This is a genomic window from Flagellimonas yonaguniensis (assembly GCF_029193885.1).
GTDB lineage: Bacteria > Bacteroidota > Bacteroidia > Flavobacteriales > Flavobacteriaceae > Flagellimonas > Flagellimonas yonaguniensis.
On record NZ_JARFVB010000004.1, the window covers coordinates 1 to 25,046 of the forward strand.

The window sequence follows — 25,046 nt, forward strand, 5'->3', positions numbered from 1 at the left end:
ACTACCACGGGGCGACCTTCACAACAGGAACCTATCTGATCACGGGCGTGCCATACAGCGCCCCAGGACTCGGGGGGGACCAAGGGACGACACTGAGCCTCAGCTTCAGTATCGTGGACGACCCAGGACCCGATACCACCCCACCGTCCATCGTCCTGATCGGGGACAACCCACAGGACATCGTCCTGGGAGGGACCTATACGGAACTGGGCGCTACGGCGAGCGACAACAATGATGGAGACATCTCCGGGTCCATAACCATAGATGCATCCGGCGTCGACACCAACTCCGTGGGATCGTACTTGGTGACCTACAACGTGTCCGACCTCGCGGGAAACCCTGCGACAGAGGCCGTCAGGACCGTCAACGTCGTGGATGTGCCCCAGGTGCTGTCCGTGACGTCCTTCAACCTGATAGATGCCGATTCCGACAACATCATACAGGTGCTATCGGACGGGGACGTCATAAATATGGCCGCCCTTGCATCCAGCAACCTGGACATTCAGGCCATCACGACCAACGATGTGGGAAGTGTACGCCTTGAACTATCAGGGACCATGGCGGCAACAAGGACTGAGAGCTACGCACCATACGCCCTCTTCGGGGACGTCAGTGGGAACTACCACGGGGCGACCTTCACGACAGGAACCTATCTGATCACGGGCGTGCCATACAGCGCCCCAGGACTCGGGGGGGACCAAGGGACGACACTGAGCCTCAGCTTCAGTATCGTGGACGACCCAGGACCCGATACCACCCCACCGTCCATCGTCCTGATCGGGGACAACCCACAGGACATCGTCCTGGGAGGGACCTATACGGAACTGGGAGCTACGGCGAGCGACAACAATGATGGAGACATCTCCGGGTCCATAACCATAGATGCCTCCGGCGTCGACACCAACTCCGTGGGATCGTACTTGGTGACCTACAACGTGTCCGACCTCGCGGGAAACCCTGCGACAGAGGCCGTCAGGACCGTCAACGTCGTGGATGTGCCCCAGGTGCTGTCCGTGACGTCCTTCAACCTGATAGATGCCGAATCAGATATCATAATTCAGCAACTTTCAGATGGGGATGTACTCGATCTGAACTCACTGCCAACGAACAATTTTGATATCCAAGCCATCACGACCAACGATGTGGGAAGTGTACGCCTTGAACTATCAGGGACCATGGTGGCAACAAGGACTGAGAGCTACGCACCATACGCCCTCTTCGGGGACGTCAGTGGGAACTACCACGGGGCGACCTTCACAACAGGAACCTATCTGATCACGGGCGTGCCATACAGCGCCCCAGGACTCGGGGGGGACCAAGGGACGACACTGAGCCTCAGCTTCAGTATCGTGGACAATGATTTGACCGCAAAGACTACTAATAATATGAGTTTATACCCAAATCCAGCAAATGAAGTAGTTAGCTTGAACTTTGAGACTGCCAAAACAGTAATACAGTTTGAAATATTTGATTTTTCAGGTAGACTTATAAAAAGGAAAAAAGCAACTGTTTATGGAGACGATTATCAAATACCTGTTTTTGATCTTCCAGTCGGGGTATATATCGTTCGGATACTTGATGAAGACGGTTATAGTTTCCAAAAACAAATGGTCATAGAGAGATAGGATATCCAGTTGGTAATCGAATAGTATTCCTATATCATTTAAATTTTAAAAGCCCCATCTTGGGGCTTTTTTATGTTTCCCTCGGTTATTTGAATTTAACAGCTCTCCAAAATACTAACAAATCAATACTAGGGTGTTTGCCCATTTTTCATACCTTTTCCGTCATAATTGAACCAAACCTTAAAAATGATGCGCATAAAACCTGTGTTTGCAATCATCCTTCTTGGATTGCTCATTGTAGTAGTTTCCTGTAAAAAAGAATCATCAAAACCAACTGAAACCCCTATCACAATCGAATTGGACTCAGCTTACCTCAACAATGAGGTAGCCGAGGCAGAAAATATGGGCTCTGTTCAAATGGCGAAAGGGCTTCAACTCAACCTATGGGCCCCAGACACCCTTGCTCCCGACCCTATTGCAATGGATATCGATGCACAGGGACGTATCTTTTTTACCCGTACCAATCGTCAAAAAAACTCAGAATTTGATATTCGGGGTTATCGGGATTGGATGACAGCATCCAACAGTTTTGAAACCGTCGCCGATAGAAAAGCCTTTCTGCACGAAACCTTCGCTCCTGAGAAAAGTGAAGAAAACTCATGGTTGCCAGACCTCAACAATGATGGTAGCCACGATTGGATGGATTTAGCCGTGGAAGAAGATGAAGTTTGGCGATTGGAAGATACTGACCATGATGGTGTTGCAGAGAAAGCGACCCGTGTTGTTCATGATTTTAATTCCGAAGAAAGCGATGTAGCCAATGCTTTGGCTGTTGATGGCGAAAAATTGTTTGTTGGAATTGCCCCTGATATGTGGCACATGGAAGACACCAATGGTGATGAAGTATTTGATACCAAAACTTCCTTGGCCACCGGTTTTGGCGTTCATATTGGTTTTGGTGGACATGGCATGTCGGGTGCCGTAATGGGACCTGATGGTAAACTCTACTGGGGCATAGGCGATATTGGAGCCAATATTACCGACAAAGACGGAAATCGATATCCCTATTCTAACCAAGGTGTGATTGTACGCAGCAATCCAGATGGTTCCGATTTTGAGGTATTCGCCCACGGACTTCGAAATACCCACGAATTTGTGTTTGATAAATACGGTAATATCATTTCTTCCGATAATGATGGTGATCACCGAGGGGAAAGTGAACGCCTCGTGCATATTGTTGAAGGTTCGGATGCAGGATGGCGCTCCAACTGGCAATATGGAAAATATACCGACCCAAAAAACAACGGGTACAAAGTTTGGATGGACGAAAAACTATACCTGCCCAGATGGGAAGGGCAAGCCGCCCATATCATCCCTCCCATTATGAACTACCACAATGGTCCTACGGGAATGCTCTTTAATCCGGGTACCGCTTTGGGTTCCGATTGGGTGGATAAATTCTTTTTGGTGGAGTTCGTGGGCGACCCTGCCCTATCACATATTTGGTCTTTCGATTTAAAACCGAAAGGAGCATCGTTTGAACTCAATTCCGAAGTGGATATGTTGAGTGGTATCTTGCCAACGGCCATTAAATTTGGTCCCGATGGCGCCCTATACCTTGCCGATTGGATCAATGGATGGGGAACCAAAAACTCTGGAAGGGTTTGGAAATTGGATGTTACCGATTCGGAAAACGATTTGGCCGAACAGCGAAAAGAGACCCAAAAATGGATGACTACGGATTTTTCCGAATTGGACAATGATGAACTAGTGGAGTTATTGCGTTATCCCGATATGCGTATCCGTCAAAAAGCACAGTTTGAATTGGCCAAAAGCACTTTCTGGGGGCATCGAAAATTAAAGCAGGTCGCACAAGAAGATGAGAATCAATTGGCTCGAATCCACGCCATTTGGGGTCTTGGTCAACAAGCGGCCAACGATAGCGACAAAGCAGATCTATTAGTGAAGCTTTTAAATGATAATGACCCCGAAATCATAGCACAAAGTTTAAAAGTATTGGGCGATGTGTATCATTCCGAAGGAAGTGACAGAATGATAGCCTTACTCGATTCCGAAAACCCTAGGATTCAGTTTTTTGCTGCCCAGGCATTGGGACGGATCAAAGCAGAAAATGCCGTGCAACCGCTATTGGATATGTTGGCAGAAAATGCCGATGAAGATGTCTACCTACGCCATGCAGCTGTTTTGGCCCTATCCAGAATCGGAAAATCCCAACCGTTGGTTGATTTGGCCAATAGTGAAAATCGTTCCTTGAAAATTGCCGCTGTTTTGGCTTTACGACGAATGAATCGCCCAGAAGTAGCTGCTTTTCTAAAGGACACGGATGAATACATTGTTACCGAAGCTGCCCGAGCCATTAATGATGATAAAGGGATTCAAGAAGCCCTTGGCGATTTGGCGGCACTGTTGGAAAACCCAAAATTCAGTTCCGAACCCTTGATGCGACGTGTGATTAATGCCTCGCTTCGAGTTGGCGGAGAAAATCAACTGGATAATTTGATAGCATACGCCAAGAATGGGAATGCTCCTTCCGAATTACGAGGTGAGGCCTTGGCCGCTTTGAGCACTTGGACATCGCCATCAGTAATGGACCGCGTGGACGGTTATCATTTGGGAGAAAAAGAAAGACCATTGGAACCCATACAAAACAAAGTGTCGGGAAGCGTGTCCGATTTTTTGGCCGATGATAACCCAGAAGTCCTTATCGGTGCATTGAAGCTATTGTCCGCCTTGCAACTAAAAGGACATGAAGACCGATTGGTACAACTCCTACGTACAAACTCCTCTCCCGAAGCAAGAGCGGAAGCCCTGAACGCACTGGGCAGCACAGGTTATGAACAACTAGCACAGGTAATGCGCATGGGAATGGGCGATGAAAATGCACAGGTAAGACGAACTGCCGTGACTTTGATCGGCGAACTTTCATTGACAAAAGAAGAATTGCCCGCCGTCGTAAATCCGATATTCAGCAAAGGTGGAGTTAGCGAACAACAAGCACTGCTGCAAGTGCTCTCAGAAATGCCCGTGGAAAAAAGCGAAGTGGTACTATCCAATGTCTTAAAAAAAGCTGGACGTGGAGGCATTGATGAAGCCGTAATGCTCGATTTGATGGAAGCAGCTTCCAACAAAGACTCGGAAATGATCAAAAAAGAACTAGCTGCATTAAACAATCAAGGTTATGGTACCGATGCGTATGCAGAAACCTTGTACGGTGGTAATTGGTGGGACGGACAAAGCGTGTTCACAAGCAACCCCACGGCCCAATGTGTACGTTGTCATGCATTGAATGGTTCTGGTGGCCAAGTGGGTCCTTCCATGGACAATATTGGCAACAGATTGACCCGTGAGCAAATCTTGGAAGCTTTGATAGAACCCTCCAAACGAATAGCTCCAGGTTACGGAAGCGTGGCTTTGACCCTGACCAACGGACAAGAGGTCACAGGACTTTTGGAAGAAGAGAACGAAGAAGGTCTCATTCTACGTACTTCGGATGCCGAACCACTCGAAGTAGCACACTCACGTATTCAAACCAGACGAAATTTACCTTCGGGGATGCCTGCCATGGGCAAAATGATCAGCAAGAGGGAGCTGCGCGACCTCATCGAGTATTTAAGCAACTTAAAGACTGAAGAATAAGAATACCTAAAGCCCTCGAAAAAGTGAGCTTTATTGTATGCCTTCGTAATTCTAATCCAATAGGATATTCAAGTAAATTTTGATATTAATTTAATAGAACCGATTCCCGTTTTCCTAATATCTGTCCGTAACTTTAAGGTAGTTTAGTTATTAACCTTAAAATACTCCAGATATGAAAAAAATTCTTTTCCTAACAGGTGATTTTGCCGAGGATTACGAAACCATGATCCCATTTCAAATGCTTTTGATGGTCGGCTATGAAGTACATGCGGTGTGCCCAGACAAGAAAAAGGGCGACACCATTAAAACCGCCATTCATGATTTTGAAGGTGACCAGACCTACACCGAAAAACCAGGTCACAATTTCGCATTGAACTACAGTTTTTCCGATGTTACCCCATCCGACTATGCAGGATTGGTTATTGCCGGTGGTCGTGCTCCGGAATATCTTCGCCTAAACCAAAAAGTGCTGGACGTGGTCAAGCATTTCTTTGACGAAAACAAACCCGTTGCTACTGTTTGCCATGGCATACAAATTCTTACAGCAGCAGGAGTGGTCAAAGGCCGTAAACTTACCGCCTACCCTGCCGTAGGACCAGAAGTAACATTAGCTGGTGGTCAATTTCAAGATATTCCAGTGGATGGGGCCTACGTGGATGGCAACTTGGTAACATCCCCCGCATGGCCTGCACACCCTACCTTTATACGTGAATTTTTAAAGGTGATGGGAGCTGAAATATCCATCTAATCGAATTCATTGATTGGAAAAGGATGACACTACCATATTTCTTACTTTGGTAATGCCATCCTTTTTTATGATGGTGCACAAGGGTTAAAAGAGTTTTAATTATATTGATTGAAGCTAAAATCAAAAGCATGGGCAGAAGCAAAGAACTCAAAATACGATGCTGGATAGATATTGACGGAAAGAAATTCTTTGGCACCGGACGCGCTCAATTATTGATGATGATTGAAAAAAATGGTTCCTTATCCAAAGCGGCCAAGGAAATGGGTATGTCCTACCGCAAAGCATGGGCGATGGTGGACGATATGAACCAACGGGGGCAACAACCCTATGTCGAACTGCACAAAGGCGGTATCAAAGGAGGCGGTGCAGAATTAACGGAAGTGGGCAAAAAAGTCCTTGCCTCCTTTCAAAAAATGAACGATAAAATCAATGAAACCGTACAGCAACATACGGAAGAAATTTTAAGGTTGATTTAAATCTTTATTCCAAAACCGTGCAACAGAATCAGTCGGAAACCGACATAAAGCACCAAAATACTCGTTAGCACTCCCAAAAACTTAAGATTGAACTTTTTGTTGGACAGATAGGAACCAATACTTCCTCCAACCACCACAGCAACAACAAGTTGAAGCATCAGCTCATTGTTCAATTTGAAAGTTCCTGCCACCTTTAGTCCGATCAATCCCGAAATGGAGTTGACCCAGATAAAAACCGAGGCCAAAGAAGCAATGGTTCTCGGGTTGGCCCATTTTAAAAGGTTCAATACAGGCGACAGGAAAATGCCCCCTCCTATTCCGGAAATTCCAGAAAGCAATCCTATACTCCCGCCCAAAACGAGTTTTTTTGGATTGGAAAACTCCTTGGTGTCCATTTTTTTCTTTACAAATCGCAATAACATGAAAATACCTGCCAAAATCAGGGCACCACCCAATACCAAAAAGAAAGAAGTTCTGGAAAGCCGCAACTGTGCTCCCAGATACGCCAATGGAATGCTAACCACCAAAAAAGGCCAAAACCTTTTTAGGTTGAAGACCCTATTCTTTATAAAGAATAGGGTTCCAATGGTCACTACGCAAATATTCAGGATAAGGGCGGTTGAACGAATCTCATAGAAATCAGTGAGAAATAGGCTTAAAATGGCCAAATAACTGGACCCTCCACCAAATCCGACCGAGCTATAAAACAGTGCAATCAGAAAAAAAACTATAGGTAAATATTCAACGCCCATGTATTAGGATATTAGTTTGCACCTTACCAAATCCCCTTCATTCAATGCCTCGCCATCATCTACAAAAGCAAGTGCATTTCCTTTTGCCATGGATTGAATCATGGACGAACCTTGACCGTCCAAAACTTCAACTTGTCCATCTATTACTGCGGCTTTTAGAAAGGATGGACGTCCAAATGTGTTTTTATATGCATGCTTAATAGGAAATTGGTAGGTGGTTAGACCAACGTTTTCATATCCTGATAATCGTTGCAGCAACTGAAGCACGTACACATAAAAACAGGTCAACGAAGATGCCGGGTTACCTGGCAAGGCAAACACAAACTGATTTTCCTTTCGACCAAAATACAGCGGTTTCCCTGGTTTTTGAAATACCTTGTAAAACAACTCATTGACTCCATTTTCTTCAAGGGATTGTTTTACAAAATCGTAATCCCCGACTGAAATTCCTCCGGAAATAATCAACACATCGCAAGAATCCAAAGCCGTTTTAATACCCGCTTTTGTTGCTTCAAAATCATCTTTTATCTGTGTTTTTTTATGGTGCTGAAACCCGAATTGTTGCAATGCTCCAGAAATTGCATAGCTATTGGATTCGTATATCTGTCCTTCAGTTTTAGGTTGACCTGGTTTTACGAGTTCATTTCCTGTGGAGATGATATTGATTGTTGGTTTTGATACGACTTCCAATTTTTCCATTCCCAAACTACCCATCAAGGCCAAGGAAGGTGGATTTAAAATGTGTCCTTGTTCAAACACTTCTCGCCCTTGGATTAATTGACCTCCTTTTTTACGGATGTTCTGTCCAGCTTTAGGCATTTCATCAAGAAATAGCGTGTTCTCTTTAACAGAAGTTTTCTCCTGCATCATAACTGCAGTAGCCTCCTTGGGCACTCTCGCACCCGTAAAAATCCGAACCGCCTCGCCATCCTTCAATGAAATATCATTCGAGTCGCCAGCTGCTACCTCCCCTACCAGTTGGTACTCCTGATAAAGTCCGCAGAGCGCATAACCATCCATCGCAGAATTGTCAAACTCGGGCACATCAAAAGGAGCAGCAGTGTTGGTTGCTAACGCATAGCCAAGTGCCTCCTCAAGAGGTTTTAATTCGCTTTCTAAATCGATTTTTTGATCTTCGATAATACGAAGTGCTTCTTCAATTGATACCATTACCCTCCTATTGAAATCATTGAACGGTTTTGCTCGTAGTGGTCGGCGTCCATTTTAACGTCCATGCCATCACGGGAATGCTTTTTGGATTTTATGGCCTCCAAAATGGTGTTTTCAATTTGTTCTCCATTCCGAAGCGGCGTTAACAAATCGGTTTCTGAGGCGGCAAACAGACAGTTTTTCATTTTGCCATCGGCGGTCAAACGAATACGGTTACACTCATCACAAAACGGATTGGTAATCGTGCTCACAATGCCAAAACTCCCTTTGTGGCCCTTCACCCTAAAATTGGTGGAGGTGCTGTGCTTTGGATTATCAAGGGTTTCGATTTCCCCAAATTTATTGCCAACAGTTTTTAAAATTTCTTCTTTGGACACCCCTTTGCTCCAGTCCCATTTGTTGCCTTTAAAGGGCATAAACTCAATAAACTTGGGTGTAATCTTTTTATCCTTGGTCAATGCGATAAAATCATTGATTTCTTTGTCATTAACCCCCTTGATCAACACAATATTGAGCTTGATGTCCATATCCATATCCAAGGCCATATTCAAGTTTCGCATAATGCGCTCATAATAGTCTCGCTTGGTAATGAAAATAGATTTGGCCTTATCCAAGGTATCCAGACTGAAATTGATTTTTCGCAGTCCAACTTTATCGAAAAGATCCAAATATTTATCGAGCACAATTCCGTTGGTTGTTAATTTTAGAGTCACGCCCAATTTGGCCAACTCTTCGACCAAAAAACCGAAATTCTTCCGAACCAAAGGTTCGCCGCCTGTCAACCGTACCGTATCCACACCCAAATCACGAAATGTTCTTGTCATCTCAATGATTTCCTCCAAGGTCATAATGCTCGGTTTTTCCATCAACTCAATACCTTCTTCCGGCATACAGTAAAAGCACCGCAGGTTGCATCGGTCCGTCAACGAAATGCGGAGATAGGTATGTGGCCTCCCGAAATTGTCTATTATTTGTGGTTTTTTGTCAATCATGTCTTTTTCCTTCTATCACTTTGAATGCGTGCAGCACGTGCGGGAAAATCGCATCCATCGATTCAGCAGCTCCCTTTGTGGAGCCTGGCAAAGCCAAAATCAGTTTACCGTCCTTTATACCAGCGATAGAGCGTGAGAACATTGAGTATGGCATCCGATTTTGTCCGTAGCTTCTCATTTGTTCTTCTACTCCTTTTAGTTTGATGTCCAACAAGGGCTCCAAGGTCTGTGGGGTTACATCTCGTGGTCCCACGCCTGTTCCCCCTGTAAAAATCACAAGGTCTGCGGAAGTGCTTTCCACCTTTTTGATGATTTCCTCAGCTTCATCGGGAATGATGTTTTTTTGGGATGTTACCCCCAAAGCCTTCAATTTCTCGATAATGGCCTCTCCTGCCCTGTCCTCTCCTTTTCCTTTGGAAATGGTATCAGAACAGACAACAACATCGGCAGTCAGTCCTTCTGCATTGACTTTATACGAGGATTTCCCTCCTTTTTTCGATTTCAAACGAATGGTTCCGATTTCCACGCTTTTGTCAATCGGTTTCAGCATATCGTACATGGTAAGGGCCACAACACTGGCCCCGTGCATCGCCTCTACCTCTACCCCGGTTTTGTAAATGGTTTTTACCGTCATGGAAATGGTAATGTCCAAACCGTCAATTTCATAATCGATGCCCGTGTATTCTATGGGCAATGGATGACAATCGGGCAAGAGGTCCGGGGTTTTCTTAACGCCCAACAAACCAGCCGCTTTGGCCATTTCAAATACATTCCCTTTGGGAACCTTATTGTTTTGTATCGCATCTATCGTAGCTTGACTACTCGTTTTTACGATAGCTTCAGCAGTGGCCTCCCGCAAAGTGGTCACTTTATGTGTAATGTCTACCATTTACTTATTTACTTTCCATTGATGGGTTTCATCCTCAAAAATCTCTTTGCCAAAAACGGGAACTCTCGCCTTGATTTCCTCCACAAAAAAGTTGGTGGCTTCTATCGCAATCTTTCTGTGTGCCGAGGAGGTGAACACGAACAGGCACAACTCCCCAACGTTTACCTTGCCCAAACTATGATAAATATGGGCACAGGTAATGTCGAACTTGGCAAAAGCTGCTTCGCGTATTTCGTGGAAGACTTTCTCTGCCATTTCTTCATAAGCCGCGTAATCGATAGCAGTCACGGTTTTGCCTTCTACCTCGTCTGCCCTGATCTGTCCCAAAAAAATACTGTGCGCGCCAATATTCGTCTTGCTTTGGTGGTTGGCCACCGAATTGGCTATTTTTTCGAGAGGAATCGCTCCTTGTACAAATACTTTTTTTGGTTTTTTCTTATCCATCAATAATTGTTTCTATACCGCCTTCCACGTTTTTCAAGTTGTGAAAGCCAAATTCATTTTTAAGGATTTCTATGGCGTTTTTGCTTCGTTTTCCAGATTGGCAGAATACAAAAACCTCCTGATTATTAGGTATTTCTTGGTATCGTGATGTTAAATCACCCATAGGAATGCTCAGCACCTTTTTCCCTTTCGGTTTGGGCTGTTCGAACACTTCGCGTACATCGAGATACCACTGTTCTTTATTTTTTAGATCACAATCAATATAAACGGGGGCTATCCCATTCTTGCGAATTTTTTCCACTTCTTCAGGGCGTTTGTTTATTTTGATGGTCTGCTCGCTGGCCTGCATCATGTTGATAAGCTTAAGCTTACCAGAAAGCACCTCGCCCGCTCCCAAGATGATTTTAAGGGCTTCGGCAGCTTGAAGTGCTCCCAAGATACCAGGCAACACACCTAAAACTCCCGTAGCCTCGCAGCTAATGTTCTGTCGCGTGCTTTTCGGGAATACACAACGATACGTAGGCCCATCTTTGTAATTAAAGACCGATAATTGCCCTTCATTTTTATAAATGGAGGCAAAAACCCAAGGTTTATCAGTCAATATGCATGCATCGTTGATCAGGTACTTGGTTTCAAAATTGTCCGTACCATCCAAGACCACATCGTATTGATTGATGATGTTTTCCACGTTTTCAATGGTCAACGGCTCTTCGAATACTTCAAACCGCACCTCACTGTTCTGTTTTTCCAAGCGCTCTTTGGCAGCATTGGCCTTCGACCTGCCCACATCCGACTCTTGAAATAATACTTGTCGATGCAGGTTGGACATATCGACTTTATCATGATCCATCAAACCAATGGCACCTACTCCTGCACCTGCCAAATACATGGCAGCAGGACAGCCCAGTCCTCCAACACCAACAATCAATACCTTGGCATCGCAAAGCTTTTCTTGGCCTTCAGGTCCAACTTCCGTGAGTTTTATTTGTCTGTCGTATCTGCTCATCCTCCAGCGAACGGCGGCAATAAGGCCACTTCGTCTCCGTCCTTTATCGTTATTGTATCGTCTAAATTTTGGTTCACCGCTATCTGGACTGAATCTTTGTCAGCAATAGCCAAGCCATTCAAACATTGTATTTTTAGTTCCGACGCAGTAAGCGCCCCATTGAGTTCCAAAACCTCTTCGGACTTATCGGCAGCTTCGGCCACCAAACCAAAATATTTTATGGTTACTTTCATACGTCCATTTGCTTTAGTTGCTGTACATCTTCTTCGGTGTCCACATCAAAACCACCCTTTTTAAAGGTTTCCGTACAATAATTAAAATCTTCCAAGCGCATCAATTTCTTGGCCCCTTCGTCTCCCTCTAATTCCAATAGCAATGGAAATGCTTCCTTACTAAAAATAGCAGGCACCCCAATATTATCCCCATATTTGGAATAGGTCGCTTTTGGGCGTTGTGTCAGCTGCGTATGCACCAGTTTGATTAAGTTAGCGCGTTCCAAAAAGGGTTGGTCGGACACCAAAAAAAGTACGTGGTCCAATCCATCCTCTTCTATTAAAGCAGTTTCGAGTCCCAATTTGATACTAGATGCCATTCCCTGCTCCCAATGGGTATTAACGACTACTTTAAAGTCGTTGGAATCAATTTTATCCATAATTTCCTCCCGCTTTGCGCCCAGTACTAAAATTTTGGTCTGGAAACCTAGCAAGTCCACTTTGTCCAATGCATGGTCCAAAAGGGTTTTTCCCTTGAATTCCACCAACTGCTTTGGTCTTCCCAAACGAGTAGAGCCACCTGCTGCCAAAACAACAACCGCTATGTTTTCTTCTGCACTCAAAGGGTTATTTTTTGAAATTGATTCTGTTTTGTATCGTGAATCGGCTCGGTTTTTTGCTTTAATGGTCGGACTTCTTTGTTCGTCAATACACTTTGAATTTCGGCCAATATGGACAATCCGATTTCGGCGGGTGTCTCCGCTCCTATTTCCAACCCTACGGGTGAATGAATCTTTGCCAAATCCTCTTTGGATACTTCGATGCCTTCATCTGCCAGCTCGTTGAGCATGCGCTCATATTTTTTCAATGGTCCCAAAATACCAATATATGGTGTCTCGGGATTTCCGAGCAGTAACTTGAGTACCGATAAATCGTAGTTGTAATTATGGCTCATCAATACAAAACAAGTTCGATTATCTATATTGATATTTTTAAGCGTTTCTTCGGGTTTGGTCACAATCACTTGGCAAGACCCCACAAAACGTTCTTTATTGGCATGCGTGGGGCGACCATCGGTCACAGTAACCTTCCAACCCAGTAAATCTGCCTGTTGAGCCAAGATTTGGGCATCATTCCCCGCTCCGACCAAAACCAATTTTACAGGAGGTTGATGCATTTGGATGAACACAAAATGTGTTTTCTCTTCCGTTGTGAGCTCAGCAAAACAGGAAGCATTTTCGTTAATGACTTCCTTGCTTTTTAAAAGCAAAGCTTGATGCAAATCATCTGAGAGTTGTTGACCCGAAATAACTTGATTTTCATTTAAAACCAAACAAGTTCCCAGTTGGTGTTGGGTTTTGTTCAAGTCAAAAACTACTGAAACGGCCATTGGAACTTCCTGTTTCGCAACAGTTTTTAAAAGTTCACACGGATTGTTCCCATCGGTATAATTTATGGGTTCAAAGAGCACCTGAATGATTCCATTGCAGCCCAATTGCGCACCAATAACCGCATCATCCTCATCGCTGGTGTCGTAAGTGACCAGCTTGTTTTCCTGTCTATCCAACGCAAAAAGTGCCTTTCTGAGGGCATCACCCTCTAGGCAACCTCCGCTAATGGCCCCAGTGATATTTCCATATTCATCCACCAACATCCGTGCACCTGCTCTTCGATAGGATGAACCTTCAACATGCACCACGGTGGCCAAAATACAGCGAATGCCCTGCGACTTTAGCTCTTGATATCTTGCTATGACGACATCCAACTCCCTCATACGGCAGTGGTTTTAAGTTGGTTGACGACTTTTTTAATTTCAAATACCGCTTTTTCAATGTCCTCCGAAGAGGTATTTCGCCCTGTACTGATGCGGAGACTTGCAAAGGCAAGTTCATCTTCAACTCCCATCGCTTTTAATACATGGGATGGGTTCACTTGATTTGCGGTACATGCAGAACCACGAGAAACGGCGAAAGTGTTCAAATACCGAAGCAGTTTGGTACCATCCACGCCTTTGAACGACACATTTGTAGTATTGGGCAACCGCTCTTCATCTTGGCAATTGATGGTTACTCCGTCTATAGTCAATAGCTCCTCCTCTAATTGATTTTGAAGCCTTACCAGTTTTTCGTGGTTATTATTCAAGCTTTGGTTGGCAATTTCACAAGCTTTGCCAAATCCAACAATCCCAGGAACATTCAAAGTTCCGGGTCGTACTCCTTTTTCGTGGCTTCCACCGAAAAGATGTTTGTCGATGGAAATATTATTGTTTTTGTTTAAGTAAAGTGCGCCAATCCCTTTAGGTCCATAAAGTTTATGCGAAGAAAAAATAGCCATATCGATTCCCAAATCTTGCAAATCCACTGGAATTTTGCCCACAGCCTGTGTAATGTCCGACATTATAGGAACATTCTTGGAATGTGCAATTTTGGTTATGGTTTTTATAGGATGGATCAGACCTGTCTCATTGTTGGCTAGCATCAAGCAGACCAAAATTGTGGATGATTTAATGGATTCTTCCAGTTGGCTTAAATCAATGTTTCCTTGTCCATCCACATCCAAATAAGTGACTTCAAAACCATCAGACTCCAATGCCTTCAATGTATCCAGAACGACTTTGTGCTCCGTTTTACAGGAAATAATGTGGTTCCCCTTGCTCCCATTTTTTTTGCAAAATCCGAACAAGGCCAAATTAGCGGCCTCCGTAGCTCCGGAGGTAAAAGTGATTTCCGTTGACCTACAATCTACCAGCTTCGCTACCTGACTACGTGCTGTTTCCACTACATCATCGGCACACCACCCAAAAGAATGATCACTGCTCGCATTGCCAAAGTTCTCAATAAAATATGGCAGCATCGCCTCCACCACTTTTGGTTCCGTAGGTGTGGTTGCATTATAATCCAGATATATTTTTTTTGTTGGCGACAAATTACAATCGTTATGTTTGTTTGTGCATAACGCAATTTAATAAGAATGAATCAGTATTCCCCTATGTTTTTCAAACCATTAAGAAATAAAATCCTAAAAAATCTTTGTCAGCAAACCTATTAATCGTAATATTGCAATGAATAAGATTATTTATGGGCTTAGCCAAAACTGAAATATTTACTGATAAGCAAAATCAGATTGCCCAATACGCAAAAGTATTCGGGCATCCGGCTCGTGTGGCGATTCTGCAGTATTTATATAAACTGAATGCTTGTGTTTGTGGGGATTTAGTAGATGAAATCGGTTTGGCCCAACCCACAATTTCCCAACATTTGAAGGAATTAAAGCAAGTTGGTCTTATCAAAGGCAATGTGGAAGGTACAAGTGTTTGTTACTGCATTGATGCCGATAATTGGACGAAAATGAAAGAAATAATGTCCGAATTTTTGGACCAAGACCTCAACCAAAAAGATTGTTGCTAAAAAAATTTGAACTAATTAATCGTAATATTACAATAAATATAGAGATATGAAATTAGAAGAAGTTAAATCAGTATTGTCCCAATTGGAGACCATAGCGTTTCAATTGCCCAACGGGGATTTGGTCCCCAATCATTTTCACGTAACCGAAGTGGGTAAAATAACCAAGCATTTTATTGATTGTGGAGGAACTGTTCGAAATGAGGAAGTTGTCAACTTTCAGCTTTGGAATGCTGATGATTATGACCACAGGCTCCATCCTGAAAAGTTGGTCCACATCATTGAACTGTCCCAAGAAACTTTAGGTATAGGAAATTTGGAAGTTGAAGTGGAGTATCAGGGACAGACCATTGAAAAATTTGCTCTCGATTTTGATGGCAAAAACTTTTTGTTGACCACCAAACAAACTGATTGTTTGGCAAAGGACAAATGTGGTATTCCTGAAGAAAAACCCAAAGTAAAACTTTCCGAACTTCAGAATTCTGGATGTGTTCCAGGAAGTGGGTGTTGCTAAAAAAACAAAAATCATGTCACATTATTCGGTGTTGAACGATTTCATCTCAAATTTGGATATGAAATCCATTTCAGAAGACAGAAAAGTAATGTTGAAACCACTTGTGGCCTACATTCAAGAAAAGGTGGATAGCAAGGATTCTATTCGACTAAACCTAATTTGCACACACAATTCCAGACGGAGCCATTTGTCCCAGATTTGGGCTCAGACCATGGCTCATCATTTTGGAATTAAGAATGTAAGCTGCTACTCGGGAGGAACGGAGGCCACCGCCCTATTTCCCATGGTGGCTTCAACTTTGGCAAACACTGGTTTTGAGGTGCAAATGCTTTCCGAAGGAAAAAATCCAGTGTACAGTATCAAGTTTTCGGAAAACGAACATCCTGTCATCTGTTTTTCAAAACGGATGGATGATGATTTCAATCCTAAGTCGGACTTTGCGGCCATTATGACCTGTTCGCAGGCTGATGAAGGTTGCCCATTTGTGCCTGGGGCCGAAAAACGCATACCTATCACTTACGACGATCCAAAAGCGTTTGACAATACACCTCAGCAAGCTGAAAAATACAGTGAGCGAAGCAAACAGATTGCCACCGAAATGCTTTATGTCTTTTCCCTAATTCAAAACTAATGGCCATCAAAAAATTAAGCTTTTTAGATAAAAACTTGACCCTTTGGATTTTTGTTGCCATGGCTTTAGGGGTCGGTATCGGGTACTTTTTTCCCAACTTTCCCGACTTTGTCAATTCCTTTAGTAGCGGAACGACCAATATTCCGATTGCCATCGGATTGATTTTGATGATGTACCCGCCACTGGCCAAAGTAAAATATTCCCTGTTGCCCAAAGTGTTCAAAAACACTAAAATTCTATCCATTTCTCTCGTTTTGAACTGGATTGTGGGCCCAATTTTGATGTTTGCCCTTTCCATCATCTTTCTCCGTGACTACCCCGAATACATGGTAGGCCTTATTTTGATTGGCTTGGCAAGATGTATTGCCATGGTCTTGGTCTGGAACGATTTGGCCGAAGGTAGTAGCGAATATGGTGCCGGTCTGGTCGCCCTAAACAGTATATTTCAAGTTTTCGCCTATAGTTTTTATGCTTGGATCTTTATAACCATACTTCCACCTTACTTTGGTTTTGAAGGAGCGATAGTTGATATTTCCATCGGGACCATTGCCGAGAGTGTGGCCATTTATCTGGGCATTCCTTTTTTGATGGGGATTCTGAGCCGTCAAATCTTGGTAAAATCAAAAGGAGAAGAGTGGTATACAACAAAGTTTATTCCCGCCATTTCCCCCATTACCTTAATAGCGCTTTTGTTTACCATTGTGATCATGTTTTCCCTAAAAGGTGAATTAATCGTGCAAATACCCATGGATGTGTTGATCATTGCCGTTCCCCTACTGGTCTATTTTGTTTTGATGTTCATTATCGGCTTTTTCACTACAAAGGCTATGGGTGCCGAGTATGACAAAACAGCTTCTGTGGCATTCACGGCGGCCGGTAACAATTTTGAGCTTGCCATTGCCGTTGCCATTGCCGTTTTTGGATTGAACTCTGGTCAAGCCTTTGCCGGGGTTATTGGACCGTTAGTGGAAGTACCTGCCTTGATCTTGTTGGTCAAAGTCTCTTTTTGGTTTAGAAAGAAATATTTTGGATTCAATAAAGCGAAAGCATAAATCAATTTTGATTGATTTATGCTCAAGGTTATTTTTGTGATACTTCTTTACGCAGTATTTTACCAAATCTTTCATCAGAGAATTGAGCATTTTTTATGGCCCGTTTGCCGTTGACCCAAACTTCGTCAAAACCTTCTGCAAGCTGATGTGGATTTTCGAACGTAGCGGTTGCTTTTATATCTGCAGGGGCAAAAAGTAAAAGATCGGCTTTAAAACCTTCTTGGATCACTCCTCTTTTTTGCAATCCCATGGTCTTGGCCGCAAGCCCTGTCATTTTATAAATTGCCTCTTCCAAAGTGAACAACCCATCTTTGTTCACGTAATTCTCGATTACTTTCGGGAAACTTCCATAACCGCGGGGATGTCGCATAGTTGGGCTTCCGTCGCTGCAAATGTTGACCAAATTGCTTTGGACCAAGGTTCTTTGTAGGGTTTCATCCATAATAAAATAGGCACCACTGGCACCATAAGGACCAATATCCTCAATCAAAACATCTTCGAATGGCTTGTTCAATTCTTTTGAAATCTCCTGTAGATTTTTACCCGCAAATTCACCTGAACCAATCAGGGTAGCCTGTGGACCATTGCGCTGGGCTATTTTGTTCCGAAGAAATTTCTGTAGTTCGGATTTTCTATTCGCCACCACCTCATCAAAATCATGGGGTTTCTTGGCCCAGTCAGGAAAAACAATGGCAATTCCCGTATAACTGGCTGTGTAGGGATACAGATCTGCTGTAACCTGCACACCTTCAGTTTTGGCACTATCCAGCAATTTCAAAATCTCTCGGCCACGCTCTTCCCCTTTTCCGTAAACGGATTTAATATGTGAAACGTGCACCGGGCAATACTTACCTTGACTCAACAGTTCCCGAATGGATTGCTCCACTTCTGTATCATCTTCATTACGCATGTGGCTCATGATCAGTCCTCCACGCTTACCCACTACCTTTGCCAATTCTTCCAATTCCTCTTTTTTGGAAAAACTACCGGGATTGTACTCCAAGCCAGAGGTCATGCCAAAAACGCCTACTTCAAAAGCATTGTTTAAAAGCCTCTTCATTTCGGCAAGACCTTCTTCGGAAGGCACTTCCTCATAGTTTACCCCTGAAAGTTGACGTATGGTATTATGCCCCACGAACATTGCTATATTCACGCCAGAATTCACAGAATCCACCTTTTGCATCCAACCCGATAAATCTTTCTCACGAGGGCTATACCCATCCTGTCCAAGTGCAATGGTCGTAACCCCCATGGCCAAAAAGTTCTTGAATTCCGGGTCTTCAATTGGATCTCCATGGGCATGTGTGTCGATAAAACCTGGGGTCAGAACGCTGTTTGTTGCATCCACCTGCTCTTGTGCCAGAAATTCTTGCTTGGTATCCTTTTCAATTTTTGCTATTTCATCATCCAAGACCAACACGTGTGCCCTATAACTTTTTGATCCCATACCATCCACTACATTGGCGTTTTTGATCCATAGATCGTATGTGATATCATCGGTTTTCTGAGTATGTTCACAAGAGAGGAGCAACAAAGTCAAAAAGTAGAAAGAAAAGAATCTAGATAGCATAATTGGTCGGTTTTAAGAATCAGTCTATTCGCTGTATGAGCAACACTAGTGTTCACCACAAATAAACTACAAATTTTAACAGATCTAAAATTTCGGATAGTTTAGTATCTTCAACCTTACATAAAACCCTATCAAACTGAACGCATTATGACAAAAGGAGTTACTATTCTTGGACTTTTGGTGTTGTTGCTGTCCTGCAACACAAAAGAGAACGTATCCGAACACGAATTGGGACTGGTTTACAATGTTTTGAGAGATGTTGATATTGACAATTACGAGGTATTCTCCATGAATCTGGATGGCACCAATAAGAAAAACATCACTGACCTTTACAATGTGGAGTGGACCTATTATTCATACCAAGACACACTCTATTTTATTTCTGATAGAGGCGCTTGCAAACGATGTTATTTTCTTTACAAAAGCAATTTCAAAGGAGAAAATGTCCAAAAAGTTTCTAATCTGGAGTTGGCCGACAGCTGGATGAGCACAAGAAAAGATGGCTCCGAACTTATTGTGAAACCCAAACTGATTACAGAATCCACCTTTTATATCCTTAATAGAAACGGAGATATTGTCAACAGGTTAGAAATAGGCTTACCGTTTGCGGCCGACCCCCTATTCGTAAATGATGGAAAGCAAGTGGTTTTTAGAGGTGGCAAAACCAGTGGTAAAAATATAGATGGGTTTGATGAAGAGCTATACATTACTGATGAAAATGGTCAAAACCGAAAGCAACTGACCCATTACCCAGAAAAGGATACGACTGCGGGAAGATTCGGATACCGAGCAGGGGCCCCTAAATTGCACCCTACAGAAAATTTTGTATCCTACCAAAGCAAGCAAAATGGCAAATACAGTTTATATGCCGTTAGCTTGGATGGTAGTAAAACATGGAAGTTGACGGAAAACACCCAGAACGAGGGGTGGCATGACTGGAGTCCAGATGGGAAATGGCTCGCCATTGAACTATTTGATGACGAGCAATCACAATTCCATATTGGTCTGATGAATTGGGAAACCAAGGAAATGGAAATCTTGACCGATGATACCTTCCAATATCAACAAGCACCGAATTTTATATGGAAACCAAGGGATTAGATAATCCCACTTCCCTATCATTTTTGATATAACTACAACTAAATCATGACAAAAAGAAAATCCAATGCTCTTGTTTTTATGACTATCGGTTTGGTCTTGGCGATAGTCTTCTATCAAAACAGTGCTTTTCCAAAAAATCCAGAGGCCTACTTTAAACCCGAATACTACAACCAATTTGGTCCTATTGCAATATGTATTGAGCTATTAATCGCTGGTATTTATCTGTTCCAAGGCCATAAAAAAAGTAATTTCGCTCTTGCGCTTTTTGCTTTCACTGCTTTATTGGACCCTATTTTTAATTTGGTGGGACTCTTCGGTTCCAATGTCCCTGTTTATGCGGCCTTTATTTTTGTGGTGTGCGCTATTTGGTCCCTGTACTTGGCATTTTCCAACACTTACAATCTTGGAAGAATTTCTTTGTTGGAGGTACTTGGAAGCTTTATTTTGGGGGTTATCATTGAACTTTCCTTCAATTATATCTACCAGTTTTTGTAAAAGGAGTACTACTTGGACATGTATTCATCCACAAAACCAACCAAATCCTCTCCGTGTAAGTTTTTGGCCAGTACCGTCCCGTTCCCATCCAATAAAAAGTTTGCGGGAATTGTACTCAAACGCAAGGCATCCATAAAAGGATTTTGGTCTCCCCGCAGATGAGAAGCGTGCGACCAACGGTAAGCACCATCTTTCTGTATGGCATTGTTCCAGGCCTTTTCACTACTTTCCAATCCGTATGCCACAATTTGAAAATCATCTGCATGATACTTTTCCCATAGCGGTACCAAAACATTTCTATTTTCCACTCTACACGGCGCACACCAAGAGGCCCAGACATCCAACACCATCAATTTTTGCCCCTTGAGCAAGGTTTGCAATGAGGCAGTTTCACCACCCCTGATCGGAAGTTGTATCTCGGGAATAAGATCTCCAACCAAAATGGGGAGATTTTGTTTATCGGCCACTGTAGCCAGTTCCTTTACCCATGGATGTTCTGGGTGCAGAGCGTTCCATTTTTCAGACTGATTGTAAACCAGTTCGGCCATCCGTTCGTAGTCCCCTTCCGGACTGGCCCATCGCAAAGCCACCATAGCAGGTAACAGCTCCTTCGTGCTATCCGCAAAATCGATCAATTCTTTTTTAAAGTTATATTCGTTCTTTTCACGTTCCAACAAATCTTCATCTGCCCCGCGAACATCTTTTTGACCTTCAAGATATTTTTCATAGGCCATCAAACGCAAATCCCTCAATCGCAACAGTGCTTCATTTTCTGATGACGGTTCCAGAATAGAGAAAGTGGATTGAAAATAGGCAACATCCGATTCAATCACCATTTGGGTGCCCGGTTGATAGATCAAAGGGAAATAATTATCCGTTTGGGGATTTTCATTCACTAGCCGGTTGGGATACTTCTCTCCATTTTTCTGAACCACAAGCTCCAGCAAAACCGGTTTTTTGTATTCTGGTAGGTTTTTAAATTCAAAATGGCCGTTTTGGGATACTTGTGCTGAGTCCAATACTTTTCCAACAAAGCTTTGGACCACATCATCGAACTTTTCTGGCTGAACAAGATATACAGTAGGTTTCCAGTCTGCTTCAGTCTCGAAAGCAATTGTTCCTGAAAGCCATGGTTTTTCGGAACAGGACTGCATCAACAGCAGTGAAAACAACGTGAGTTTAAATACATTTTTCATGACCATAAAATTAACCATTTCCGAAGATGATTTTACAAAGAAACACCTCATTGACGTTTATGGAAATCGCCTCTTGATGAATTATTTGCTGAGTAACAGTTATTTGAACCCATGTTTTTCGACTAAACCATCATTCAACATAATCAATAACATCATGACAACAAAATCAATTGTACATGCCTTTCTGAGGATTGTCCCTACAGTAATTCTATTGCAGACCTTGTATTTTAAATTTTCAGCAGCTCCAGAATCCGTCTATATTTTTGAACAGCTCGGATTGGAACCTTGGGGAAGAATAGGTTTGGGGATTATTGAATTGATCGTGGCACTGCTCATTCTTATTCCCAAAACCACTTGGATTGGTGCTTTGTTGGGTATTGGGATCATGCTGGGTGCTATATTTTCCCATATTACCCAATTGGGCATCGTGGTGCAAAATGATGGAGGTACACTTTTCATTTTGGCTTTGGTCACTTTTATTTTTTGCTTAATTCTTGTCTGGATCAACCGAAATCAAATCCCGTACCTGAACAAATAGGACGTAAAAATCCAGATTTTACCAAATAGCAGTGTATCTTGTAAGGGTATGGCCTTTTACACTAACTTTCATCCATTTACCAATCACTTTGCAGGATGCATTGTTCCATTTCTTTTTGGATTTGGGCTTGAATGTAATGCGCAAAATGATACGGTGGCCCTTGTCAACTACACGGATAAAATTATTATCAAAGCTAATATTGATACCCGTAACGATGTTTTTTTCTATAAAAATGAAGAAGAAAACACCCAGCTTCACTTAAAACCCAATAATAGATATCGTCTATTTCTGTCCTTGGATTATGAGTTTTTAGGAGTTAGTGTCGGCTTTGTGCCAAAATTCCTCGGTGCAAACAGCGATGAAAACCTAAAAGGGGAATCTTCTTTTTCAGACTATCAGTTCAGATTTTTTCTAGGCAAATGGGTTCAAGGACTTAGCTATCGTAAAATTTCAGGGTATTATGTTCGGAACACCAAAGATTTTGCCCCTAACTGGATAGAAGGTTCTGACCCTTACATACAGTTCAACAATTTGTTCAGTGAGGTATTCGGTATGTCGACTTCTTATGTTTTCAACCCTGATTTTTCATATAGAAACATTGTATACCAAAACGAATGGCAAAAGATAAGTAGCGGAAGCCTAATAGGCTCATTGCATTATGATTACAATATTTTTGATTTACATGAAGAAGGAATAGTAAACAAGGAAAAGTTTTTTAATGTTCGATTGGAACCTGCCTATTATTACACCTTTGTACTTCACGATAATTGGTTTTTATCTGCAAATATTTCTCCTTCACTGGGTTTGCGATTTTCCAAATCAGAATCGGAAGTTGATGGTGACCCTATTATTGAAAACAACACTTATGTTACACGACGACTGGCAGGTGGCCTTAATTTAGGGTACAGTTCAAAAAGGGTAATTTATGGATTGAATCTTACATTTAGTGCGGATTGGTACAACGAAGACAGTGTTTCCTCTACTGAAAACGACCAATTCTACGGCTCAATTTATGTAGGCTACCGATTTGACCCCCCAAGGTTCGTGCAGAGAATCTTCAAACCTTTTACAGGTCGTGAGGTTGCTGACTGATACAATCTACTCAGAAGTTGCTTCCTTCTCCTTTACTCTTTTTAAGGAAAGTGAATCATACACCTTATCCAATATTTCTGGTTTATCGGTAAGCACTACCAATTTATCATTAGCTCTGATCTTTGTCAACCCATTTGGGGTAAGGTAGTTGCCATCCCGCTCTATCATCGCAATAATCGCTTTCTTGGGAAAGTTAAGGTTCACGATTTTCACTCCTGTAGCGGGGCAGGATTCACTGATGGTAATTTCCTTCATTAACGCTTTTGGGTGTTCTGACAATAGCTCATCGGTGGGAGATAATGGTTTGGCACTCTCGGGCAATCCAACATGCAACCATTTTGCTACAAGGGATAATGTGCTTCCTTGAACAAGAACCGAGGTAATGGAAACAAAAAAGACAATATTGAAAATGATATTGGCTTTTTCAATTCCTGCCAAAAGTGGGTATGTTGCAAAAACTATGGGCACGGCACCGCGCAATCCTACCCACGAAATATAGAATCTACGCCTCATTTTCATTCGAAATGGGGATAGTGAAATCAAAACCGCCAATGGACGGGCCACAAAAATCAGAAATAAAGAAATCAACAACCCTATACCAATATAAGGTACCATCTGGGTTGGAAATACCAGTAACCCCAAAGTAAGGAACAATACAATTTCCATAAGCCATGCCAACCCATCGAACATCCGCATGATGGTTTTTTTGTGAATCAAATTTTGATTGCCCAAATACACGGAACAGATATAGATGGACAAAAACCCATTGCCCCCTATAAAATCGGTAGCCGAAAAGGTAATGAACATCAAGGCGATCGTTAGCACAGGGTAAAGTCCCTCAAAATCCAGCCGAATCCTGTTGATGATTATTTTACTGAGTTTTCCGAACAAAAACCCTGCCGCTCCGCCAAGTGCCATTTGAAGAAAAAACATTGGCAATACGGATAAAATGTTCTTTTCAGGAAATTGTACCAAGGTCAAAAATGCAATGGTCAGTACATAAGCCATGGGGTCGTTACTACCACTCTCCAGCTCCAAGGTGGGCCTTAAATTCTTTTTCAGGGCCAAGTTCTTGCCCCGAAGTATCGAAAAAACAGCAGCTGCATCGGTAGAAGAAACAATAGCTCCGAGTAGCAGACTTTCATATAAACTAAAATCCGTAATCAAATACACAAAGTACCCCAACCCCACAGCAGTAAGCAAAACTCCTAAGGTGGAAAGTGCTATTCCCTCTTTGAGCACGGGTTTTACCGATTGCCAATTGGTATCCAATCCTCCCGAAAAAAGAATGAAGTTCAGGGAGACCACACCAACAAACTGGGCAATCTTGGGATTATCAAAATAAATACCGCCAATCCCATCCGACCCTGCGAGCATCCCAATGGTCAAAAACAACAATAAGGTAGGAATACCGAAGCGATAGGTTGTTTTACCTGCCAAAATACTGATGAGCAGCAGTACCGAACCTATTAATATGATGTTTTCTATGGTAATATTCATTCAATAAGGATGAATTTGGGTTTGAGGTTATTTAAAGATGTA

25 protein-coding genes are annotated in these 25,046 nt (G+C 42.8%); 12 read left to right on the forward strand and 13 right to left on the reverse strand.

The window, feature by feature from the left end:
- The 4 genes from PY092_RS08110 to PY092_RS08125 all read left to right on the forward strand — a co-directional run.
- On the forward strand, positions 1–1,625 hold a 1,625-nt coding region (locus tag PY092_RS08110; protein ID WP_275615349.1), incomplete at its 5' end, for an immunoglobulin-like domain-containing protein.
- A gap of 186 nt (positions 1,626–1,811) precedes the next feature.
- The gene (locus PY092_RS08115; protein ID WP_275615350.1) at positions 1,812–5,222 is read left to right on the forward strand and encodes a HEAT repeat domain-containing protein; all 3,411 of its coding nucleotides are present in this window, start codon (positions 1,812–1,814) and stop codon (positions 5,220–5,222) included.
- A 172-nt stretch (positions 5,223–5,394) separates the two neighbouring features.
- Positions 5,395–5,970 carry a DJ-1/PfpI family protein gene (locus PY092_RS08120; RefSeq protein WP_275615351.1) on the forward strand — a complete coding sequence of 192 codons (576 nt, stop codon included), beginning with the start codon at positions 5,395–5,397 and terminating at the stop codon, positions 5,968–5,970.
- Positions 5,971–6,098: 128 nt separating this feature from the next.
- Positions 6,099–6,446 (forward strand): winged helix-turn-helix domain-containing protein, encoded by a 348-nt coding sequence (locus tag PY092_RS08125; protein WP_275615352.1) that lies wholly within the window; start codon positions 6,099–6,101, stop codon positions 6,444–6,446.
- On the opposite strand, the gene PY092_RS08130 is transcribed toward PY092_RS08125, so the two are convergent.
- From PY092_RS08130 to PY092_RS08175, 10 genes are read right to left on the reverse strand one after another with little or no spacing between them, the layout of a single operon-like run.
- The gene (locus PY092_RS08130; protein WP_275615353.1) at positions 6,443–7,198 is read right to left on the reverse strand and encodes a sulfite exporter TauE/SafE family protein; all 756 of its coding nucleotides are present in this window, start codon (positions 7,196–7,198) and stop codon (positions 6,443–6,445) included. The two genes, PY092_RS08125 and PY092_RS08130, sit on opposite strands and share 4 nt — an antisense overlap.
- 3 nt (positions 7,199–7,201) lie before the next feature.
- Positions 7,202–8,368 carry a molybdopterin molybdotransferase MoeA gene (locus tag PY092_RS08135; RefSeq protein WP_275615354.1) on the reverse strand — a complete coding sequence of 389 codons (1,167 nt, stop codon included), beginning with the start codon at positions 8,366–8,368 and terminating at the stop codon, positions 7,202–7,204.
- Positions 8,368–9,360 carry a GTP 3',8-cyclase MoaA gene (gene moaA, locus PY092_RS08140; protein ID WP_275615355.1) on the reverse strand — a complete coding sequence of 331 codons (993 nt, stop codon included), beginning with the start codon at positions 9,358–9,360 and terminating at the stop codon, positions 8,368–8,370. Before moaA ends, PY092_RS08135 begins: the two co-directional genes overlap by 1 nt.
- Positions 9,353–10,249: a bifunctional molybdenum cofactor biosynthesis protein MoaC/MoaB gene (gene moaCB / locus PY092_RS08145; RefSeq protein WP_275615356.1), complete on the reverse strand. Its 897-nt coding sequence runs from the start codon at positions 10,247–10,249 to the stop codon at positions 9,353–9,355. The genes moaA and moaCB overlap by 8 nt, the downstream gene beginning before the upstream one ends.
- On the reverse strand, positions 10,250–10,693 hold the full coding sequence (locus PY092_RS08150; RefSeq protein ID WP_275615357.1) for a molybdenum cofactor biosynthesis protein MoaE: 444 nt from the start codon (positions 10,691–10,693) through the stop codon (positions 10,250–10,252).
- Entirely contained in the window at positions 10,686–11,699 is a 1,014-nt protein-coding gene (locus PY092_RS08155; RefSeq protein ID WP_275615358.1) for a HesA/MoeB/ThiF family protein, read from the reverse strand. The genes PY092_RS08150 and PY092_RS08155 overlap by 8 nt, the downstream gene beginning before the upstream one ends.
- Positions 11,696–11,932: a MoaD/ThiS family protein gene (locus PY092_RS08160; protein WP_275615359.1), complete on the reverse strand. Its 237-nt coding sequence runs from the start codon at positions 11,930–11,932 to the stop codon at positions 11,696–11,698. The genes PY092_RS08155 and PY092_RS08160 overlap by 4 nt, the downstream gene beginning before the upstream one ends.
- On the reverse strand, positions 11,929–12,534 hold the full coding sequence (locus PY092_RS08165) for a nucleotidyltransferase family protein (RefSeq protein ID WP_275615360.1): 606 nt from the start codon (positions 12,532–12,534) through the stop codon (positions 11,929–11,931). The genes PY092_RS08160 and PY092_RS08165 overlap by 4 nt, the downstream gene beginning before the upstream one ends.
- Positions 12,531–13,685 (reverse strand): XdhC family protein, encoded by a 1,155-nt coding sequence (locus PY092_RS08170; RefSeq protein WP_275615361.1) that lies wholly within the window; start codon positions 13,683–13,685, stop codon positions 12,531–12,533. The genes PY092_RS08165 and PY092_RS08170 overlap by 4 nt, the downstream gene beginning before the upstream one ends.
- Positions 13,682–14,836 (reverse strand): cysteine desulfurase family protein, encoded by a 1,155-nt coding sequence (locus tag PY092_RS08175; RefSeq protein WP_275615362.1) that lies wholly within the window; start codon positions 14,834–14,836, stop codon positions 13,682–13,684. Before PY092_RS08175 ends, PY092_RS08170 begins: the two co-directional genes overlap by 4 nt.
- A 152-nt stretch (positions 14,837–14,988) precedes the next feature.
- On the opposite strand from PY092_RS08175, the gene PY092_RS08180 reads away from it, so the two are divergent.
- From PY092_RS08180 to arsB, 4 genes are read left to right on the forward strand one after another with little or no spacing between them, the layout of a single operon-like run.
- Positions 14,989–15,318, forward strand: coding sequence for an ArsR/SmtB family transcription factor (locus PY092_RS08180; RefSeq protein WP_275615363.1), 330 nt, complete (start codon positions 14,989–14,991; stop codon positions 15,316–15,318).
- 46 nt (positions 15,319–15,364) lie between these two features.
- Positions 15,365–15,829 carry a DUF6428 family protein gene (locus PY092_RS08185; RefSeq protein WP_275615364.1) on the forward strand — a complete coding sequence of 155 codons (465 nt, stop codon included), beginning with the start codon at positions 15,365–15,367 and terminating at the stop codon, positions 15,827–15,829.
- Positions 15,830–15,842: 13 nt separating this feature from the next.
- The gene (locus PY092_RS08190) at positions 15,843–16,460 is read left to right on the forward strand and encodes an arsenate-mycothiol transferase ArsC (protein ID WP_275615365.1); all 618 of its coding nucleotides are present in this window, start codon (positions 15,843–15,845) and stop codon (positions 16,458–16,460) included.
- Positions 16,460–17,512 (forward strand): ACR3 family arsenite efflux transporter, encoded by a 1,053-nt coding sequence (gene arsB / locus PY092_RS08195; protein WP_275615366.1) that lies wholly within the window; start codon positions 16,460–16,462, stop codon positions 17,510–17,512. The genes PY092_RS08190 and arsB overlap by 1 nt, the downstream gene beginning before the upstream one ends.
- Before the next feature lie 28 nt (positions 17,513–17,540).
- Here the strand turns inward: arsB and PY092_RS08200 are convergent, their stop codons facing one another.
- A complete protein-coding gene (locus PY092_RS08200; RefSeq protein ID WP_275615367.1) occupies positions 17,541–19,082 on the reverse strand; it encodes an N-acyl-D-amino-acid deacylase family protein in 1,542 nt (513 codons plus the stop codon).
- Positions 19,083–19,229: 147 nt separating this feature from the next.
- Here PY092_RS08200 and PY092_RS08205 point away from each other — a divergent pair, with 147 nt between their 5' ends.
- A complete protein-coding gene (locus PY092_RS08205; RefSeq protein WP_275615368.1) occupies positions 19,230–20,183 on the forward strand; it encodes a TolB family protein in 954 nt (317 codons plus the stop codon).
- Positions 20,184–20,228: 45 nt separating this feature from the next.
- Positions 20,229–20,678: a hypothetical protein gene (locus PY092_RS08210; RefSeq protein WP_275615369.1), complete on the forward strand. Its 450-nt coding sequence runs from the start codon at positions 20,229–20,231 to the stop codon at positions 20,676–20,678.
- Positions 20,679–20,686: 8 nt separating this feature from the next.
- Here the strand turns inward: PY092_RS08210 and PY092_RS08215 are convergent, their stop codons facing one another.
- Positions 20,687–21,874 carry a TlpA family protein disulfide reductase gene (locus PY092_RS08215; RefSeq protein WP_275615370.1) on the reverse strand — a complete coding sequence of 396 codons (1,188 nt, stop codon included), beginning with the start codon at positions 21,872–21,874 and terminating at the stop codon, positions 20,687–20,689.
- A 154-nt stretch (positions 21,875–22,028) separates the two neighbouring features.
- Here PY092_RS08215 and PY092_RS08220 point away from each other — a divergent pair, with 154 nt between their 5' ends.
- Both PY092_RS08220 and PY092_RS08225 read left to right on the forward strand, forming a co-directional pair.
- A complete protein-coding gene (locus PY092_RS08220; protein ID WP_275615371.1) occupies positions 22,029–22,412 on the forward strand; it encodes a DoxX family protein in 384 nt (127 codons plus the stop codon).
- Between the two features lie 48 nt (positions 22,413–22,460).
- The gene (locus tag PY092_RS08225) at positions 22,461–23,504 is read left to right on the forward strand and encodes a DUF4421 family protein (protein WP_275615372.1); all 1,044 of its coding nucleotides are present in this window, start codon (positions 22,461–22,463) and stop codon (positions 23,502–23,504) included.
- Between the two features lie 6 nt (positions 23,505–23,510).
- On the opposite strand, the gene PY092_RS08230 is transcribed toward PY092_RS08225, so the two are convergent.
- The gene (locus PY092_RS08230) at positions 23,511–25,004 is read right to left on the reverse strand and encodes a potassium/proton antiporter (protein WP_275615373.1); all 1,494 of its coding nucleotides are present in this window, start codon (positions 25,002–25,004) and stop codon (positions 23,511–23,513) included.
- Between the last annotated feature and the right edge of the window lie 42 nt (positions 25,005–25,046).

Coding starts and splice junctions, on each gene's coding strand:
- PY092_RS08115 (WP_275615350.1), top strand. CDS start 1,812: ATGATGCGCATAAAACCTGTGTTTGCAATCATCCTTCTTGGATTGCTC.
- PY092_RS08120 (WP_275615351.1), top strand. CDS start 5,395: ATGAAAAAAATTCTTTTCCTAACAGGTGATTTTGCCGAGGATTACGAA.
- PY092_RS08125 (WP_275615352.1), top strand. CDS start 6,099: ATGGGCAGAAGCAAAGAACTCAAAATACGATGCTGGATAGATATTGAC.
- PY092_RS08130 (WP_275615353.1), bottom strand. CDS start 7,198: ATGGGCGTTGAATATTTACCTATAGTTTTTTTTCTGATTGCACTGTTT.
- PY092_RS08135 (WP_275615354.1), bottom strand. CDS start 8,368: ATGGTATCAATTGAAGAAGCACTTCGTATTATCGAAGATCAAAAAATC.
- moaA (WP_275615355.1), bottom strand. CDS start 9,360: ATGATTGACAAAAAACCACAAATAATAGACAATTTCGGGAGGCCACAT.
- moaCB (WP_275615356.1), bottom strand. CDS start 10,249: ATGGTAGACATTACACATAAAGTGACCACTTTGCGGGAGGCCACTGCT.
- PY092_RS08150 (WP_275615357.1), bottom strand. CDS start 10,693: ATGGATAAGAAAAAACCAAAAAAAGTATTTGTACAAGGAGCGATTCCT.
- PY092_RS08155 (WP_275615358.1), bottom strand. CDS start 11,699: ATGAGCAGATACGACAGACAAATAAAACTCACGGAAGTTGGACCTGAA.
- PY092_RS08160 (WP_275615359.1), bottom strand. CDS start 11,932: ATGAAAGTAACCATAAAATATTTTGGTTTGGTGGCCGAAGCTGCCGAT.
- PY092_RS08170 (WP_275615361.1), bottom strand. CDS start 13,685: ATGAGGGAGTTGGATGTCGTCATAGCAAGATATCAAGAGCTAAAGTCG.
- PY092_RS08180 (WP_275615363.1), top strand. CDS start 14,989: ATGGGCTTAGCCAAAACTGAAATATTTACTGATAAGCAAAATCAGATT.
- PY092_RS08185 (WP_275615364.1), top strand. CDS start 15,365: ATGAAATTAGAAGAAGTTAAATCAGTATTGTCCCAATTGGAGACCATA.
- PY092_RS08190 (WP_275615365.1), top strand. CDS start 15,843: ATGTCACATTATTCGGTGTTGAACGATTTCATCTCAAATTTGGATATG.
- arsB (WP_275615366.1), top strand. CDS start 16,460: ATGGCCATCAAAAAATTAAGCTTTTTAGATAAAAACTTGACCCTTTGG.
- PY092_RS08200 (WP_275615367.1), bottom strand. CDS start 19,082: ATGCTATCTAGATTCTTTTCTTTCTACTTTTTGACTTTGTTGCTCCTC.
- PY092_RS08205 (WP_275615368.1), top strand. CDS start 19,230: ATGACAAAAGGAGTTACTATTCTTGGACTTTTGGTGTTGTTGCTGTCC.
- PY092_RS08210 (WP_275615369.1), top strand. CDS start 20,229: ATGACAAAAAGAAAATCCAATGCTCTTGTTTTTATGACTATCGGTTTG.
- PY092_RS08215 (WP_275615370.1), bottom strand. CDS start 21,874: ATGAAAAATGTATTTAAACTCACGTTGTTTTCACTGCTGTTGATGCAG.
- PY092_RS08220 (WP_275615371.1), top strand. CDS start 22,029: ATGACAACAAAATCAATTGTACATGCCTTTCTGAGGATTGTCCCTACA.
- PY092_RS08225 (WP_275615372.1), top strand. CDS start 22,461: ATGGCCTTTTACACTAACTTTCATCCATTTACCAATCACTTTGCAGGA.
- PY092_RS08230 (WP_275615373.1), bottom strand. CDS start 25,004: ATGAATATTACCATAGAAAACATCATATTAATAGGTTCGGTACTGCTG.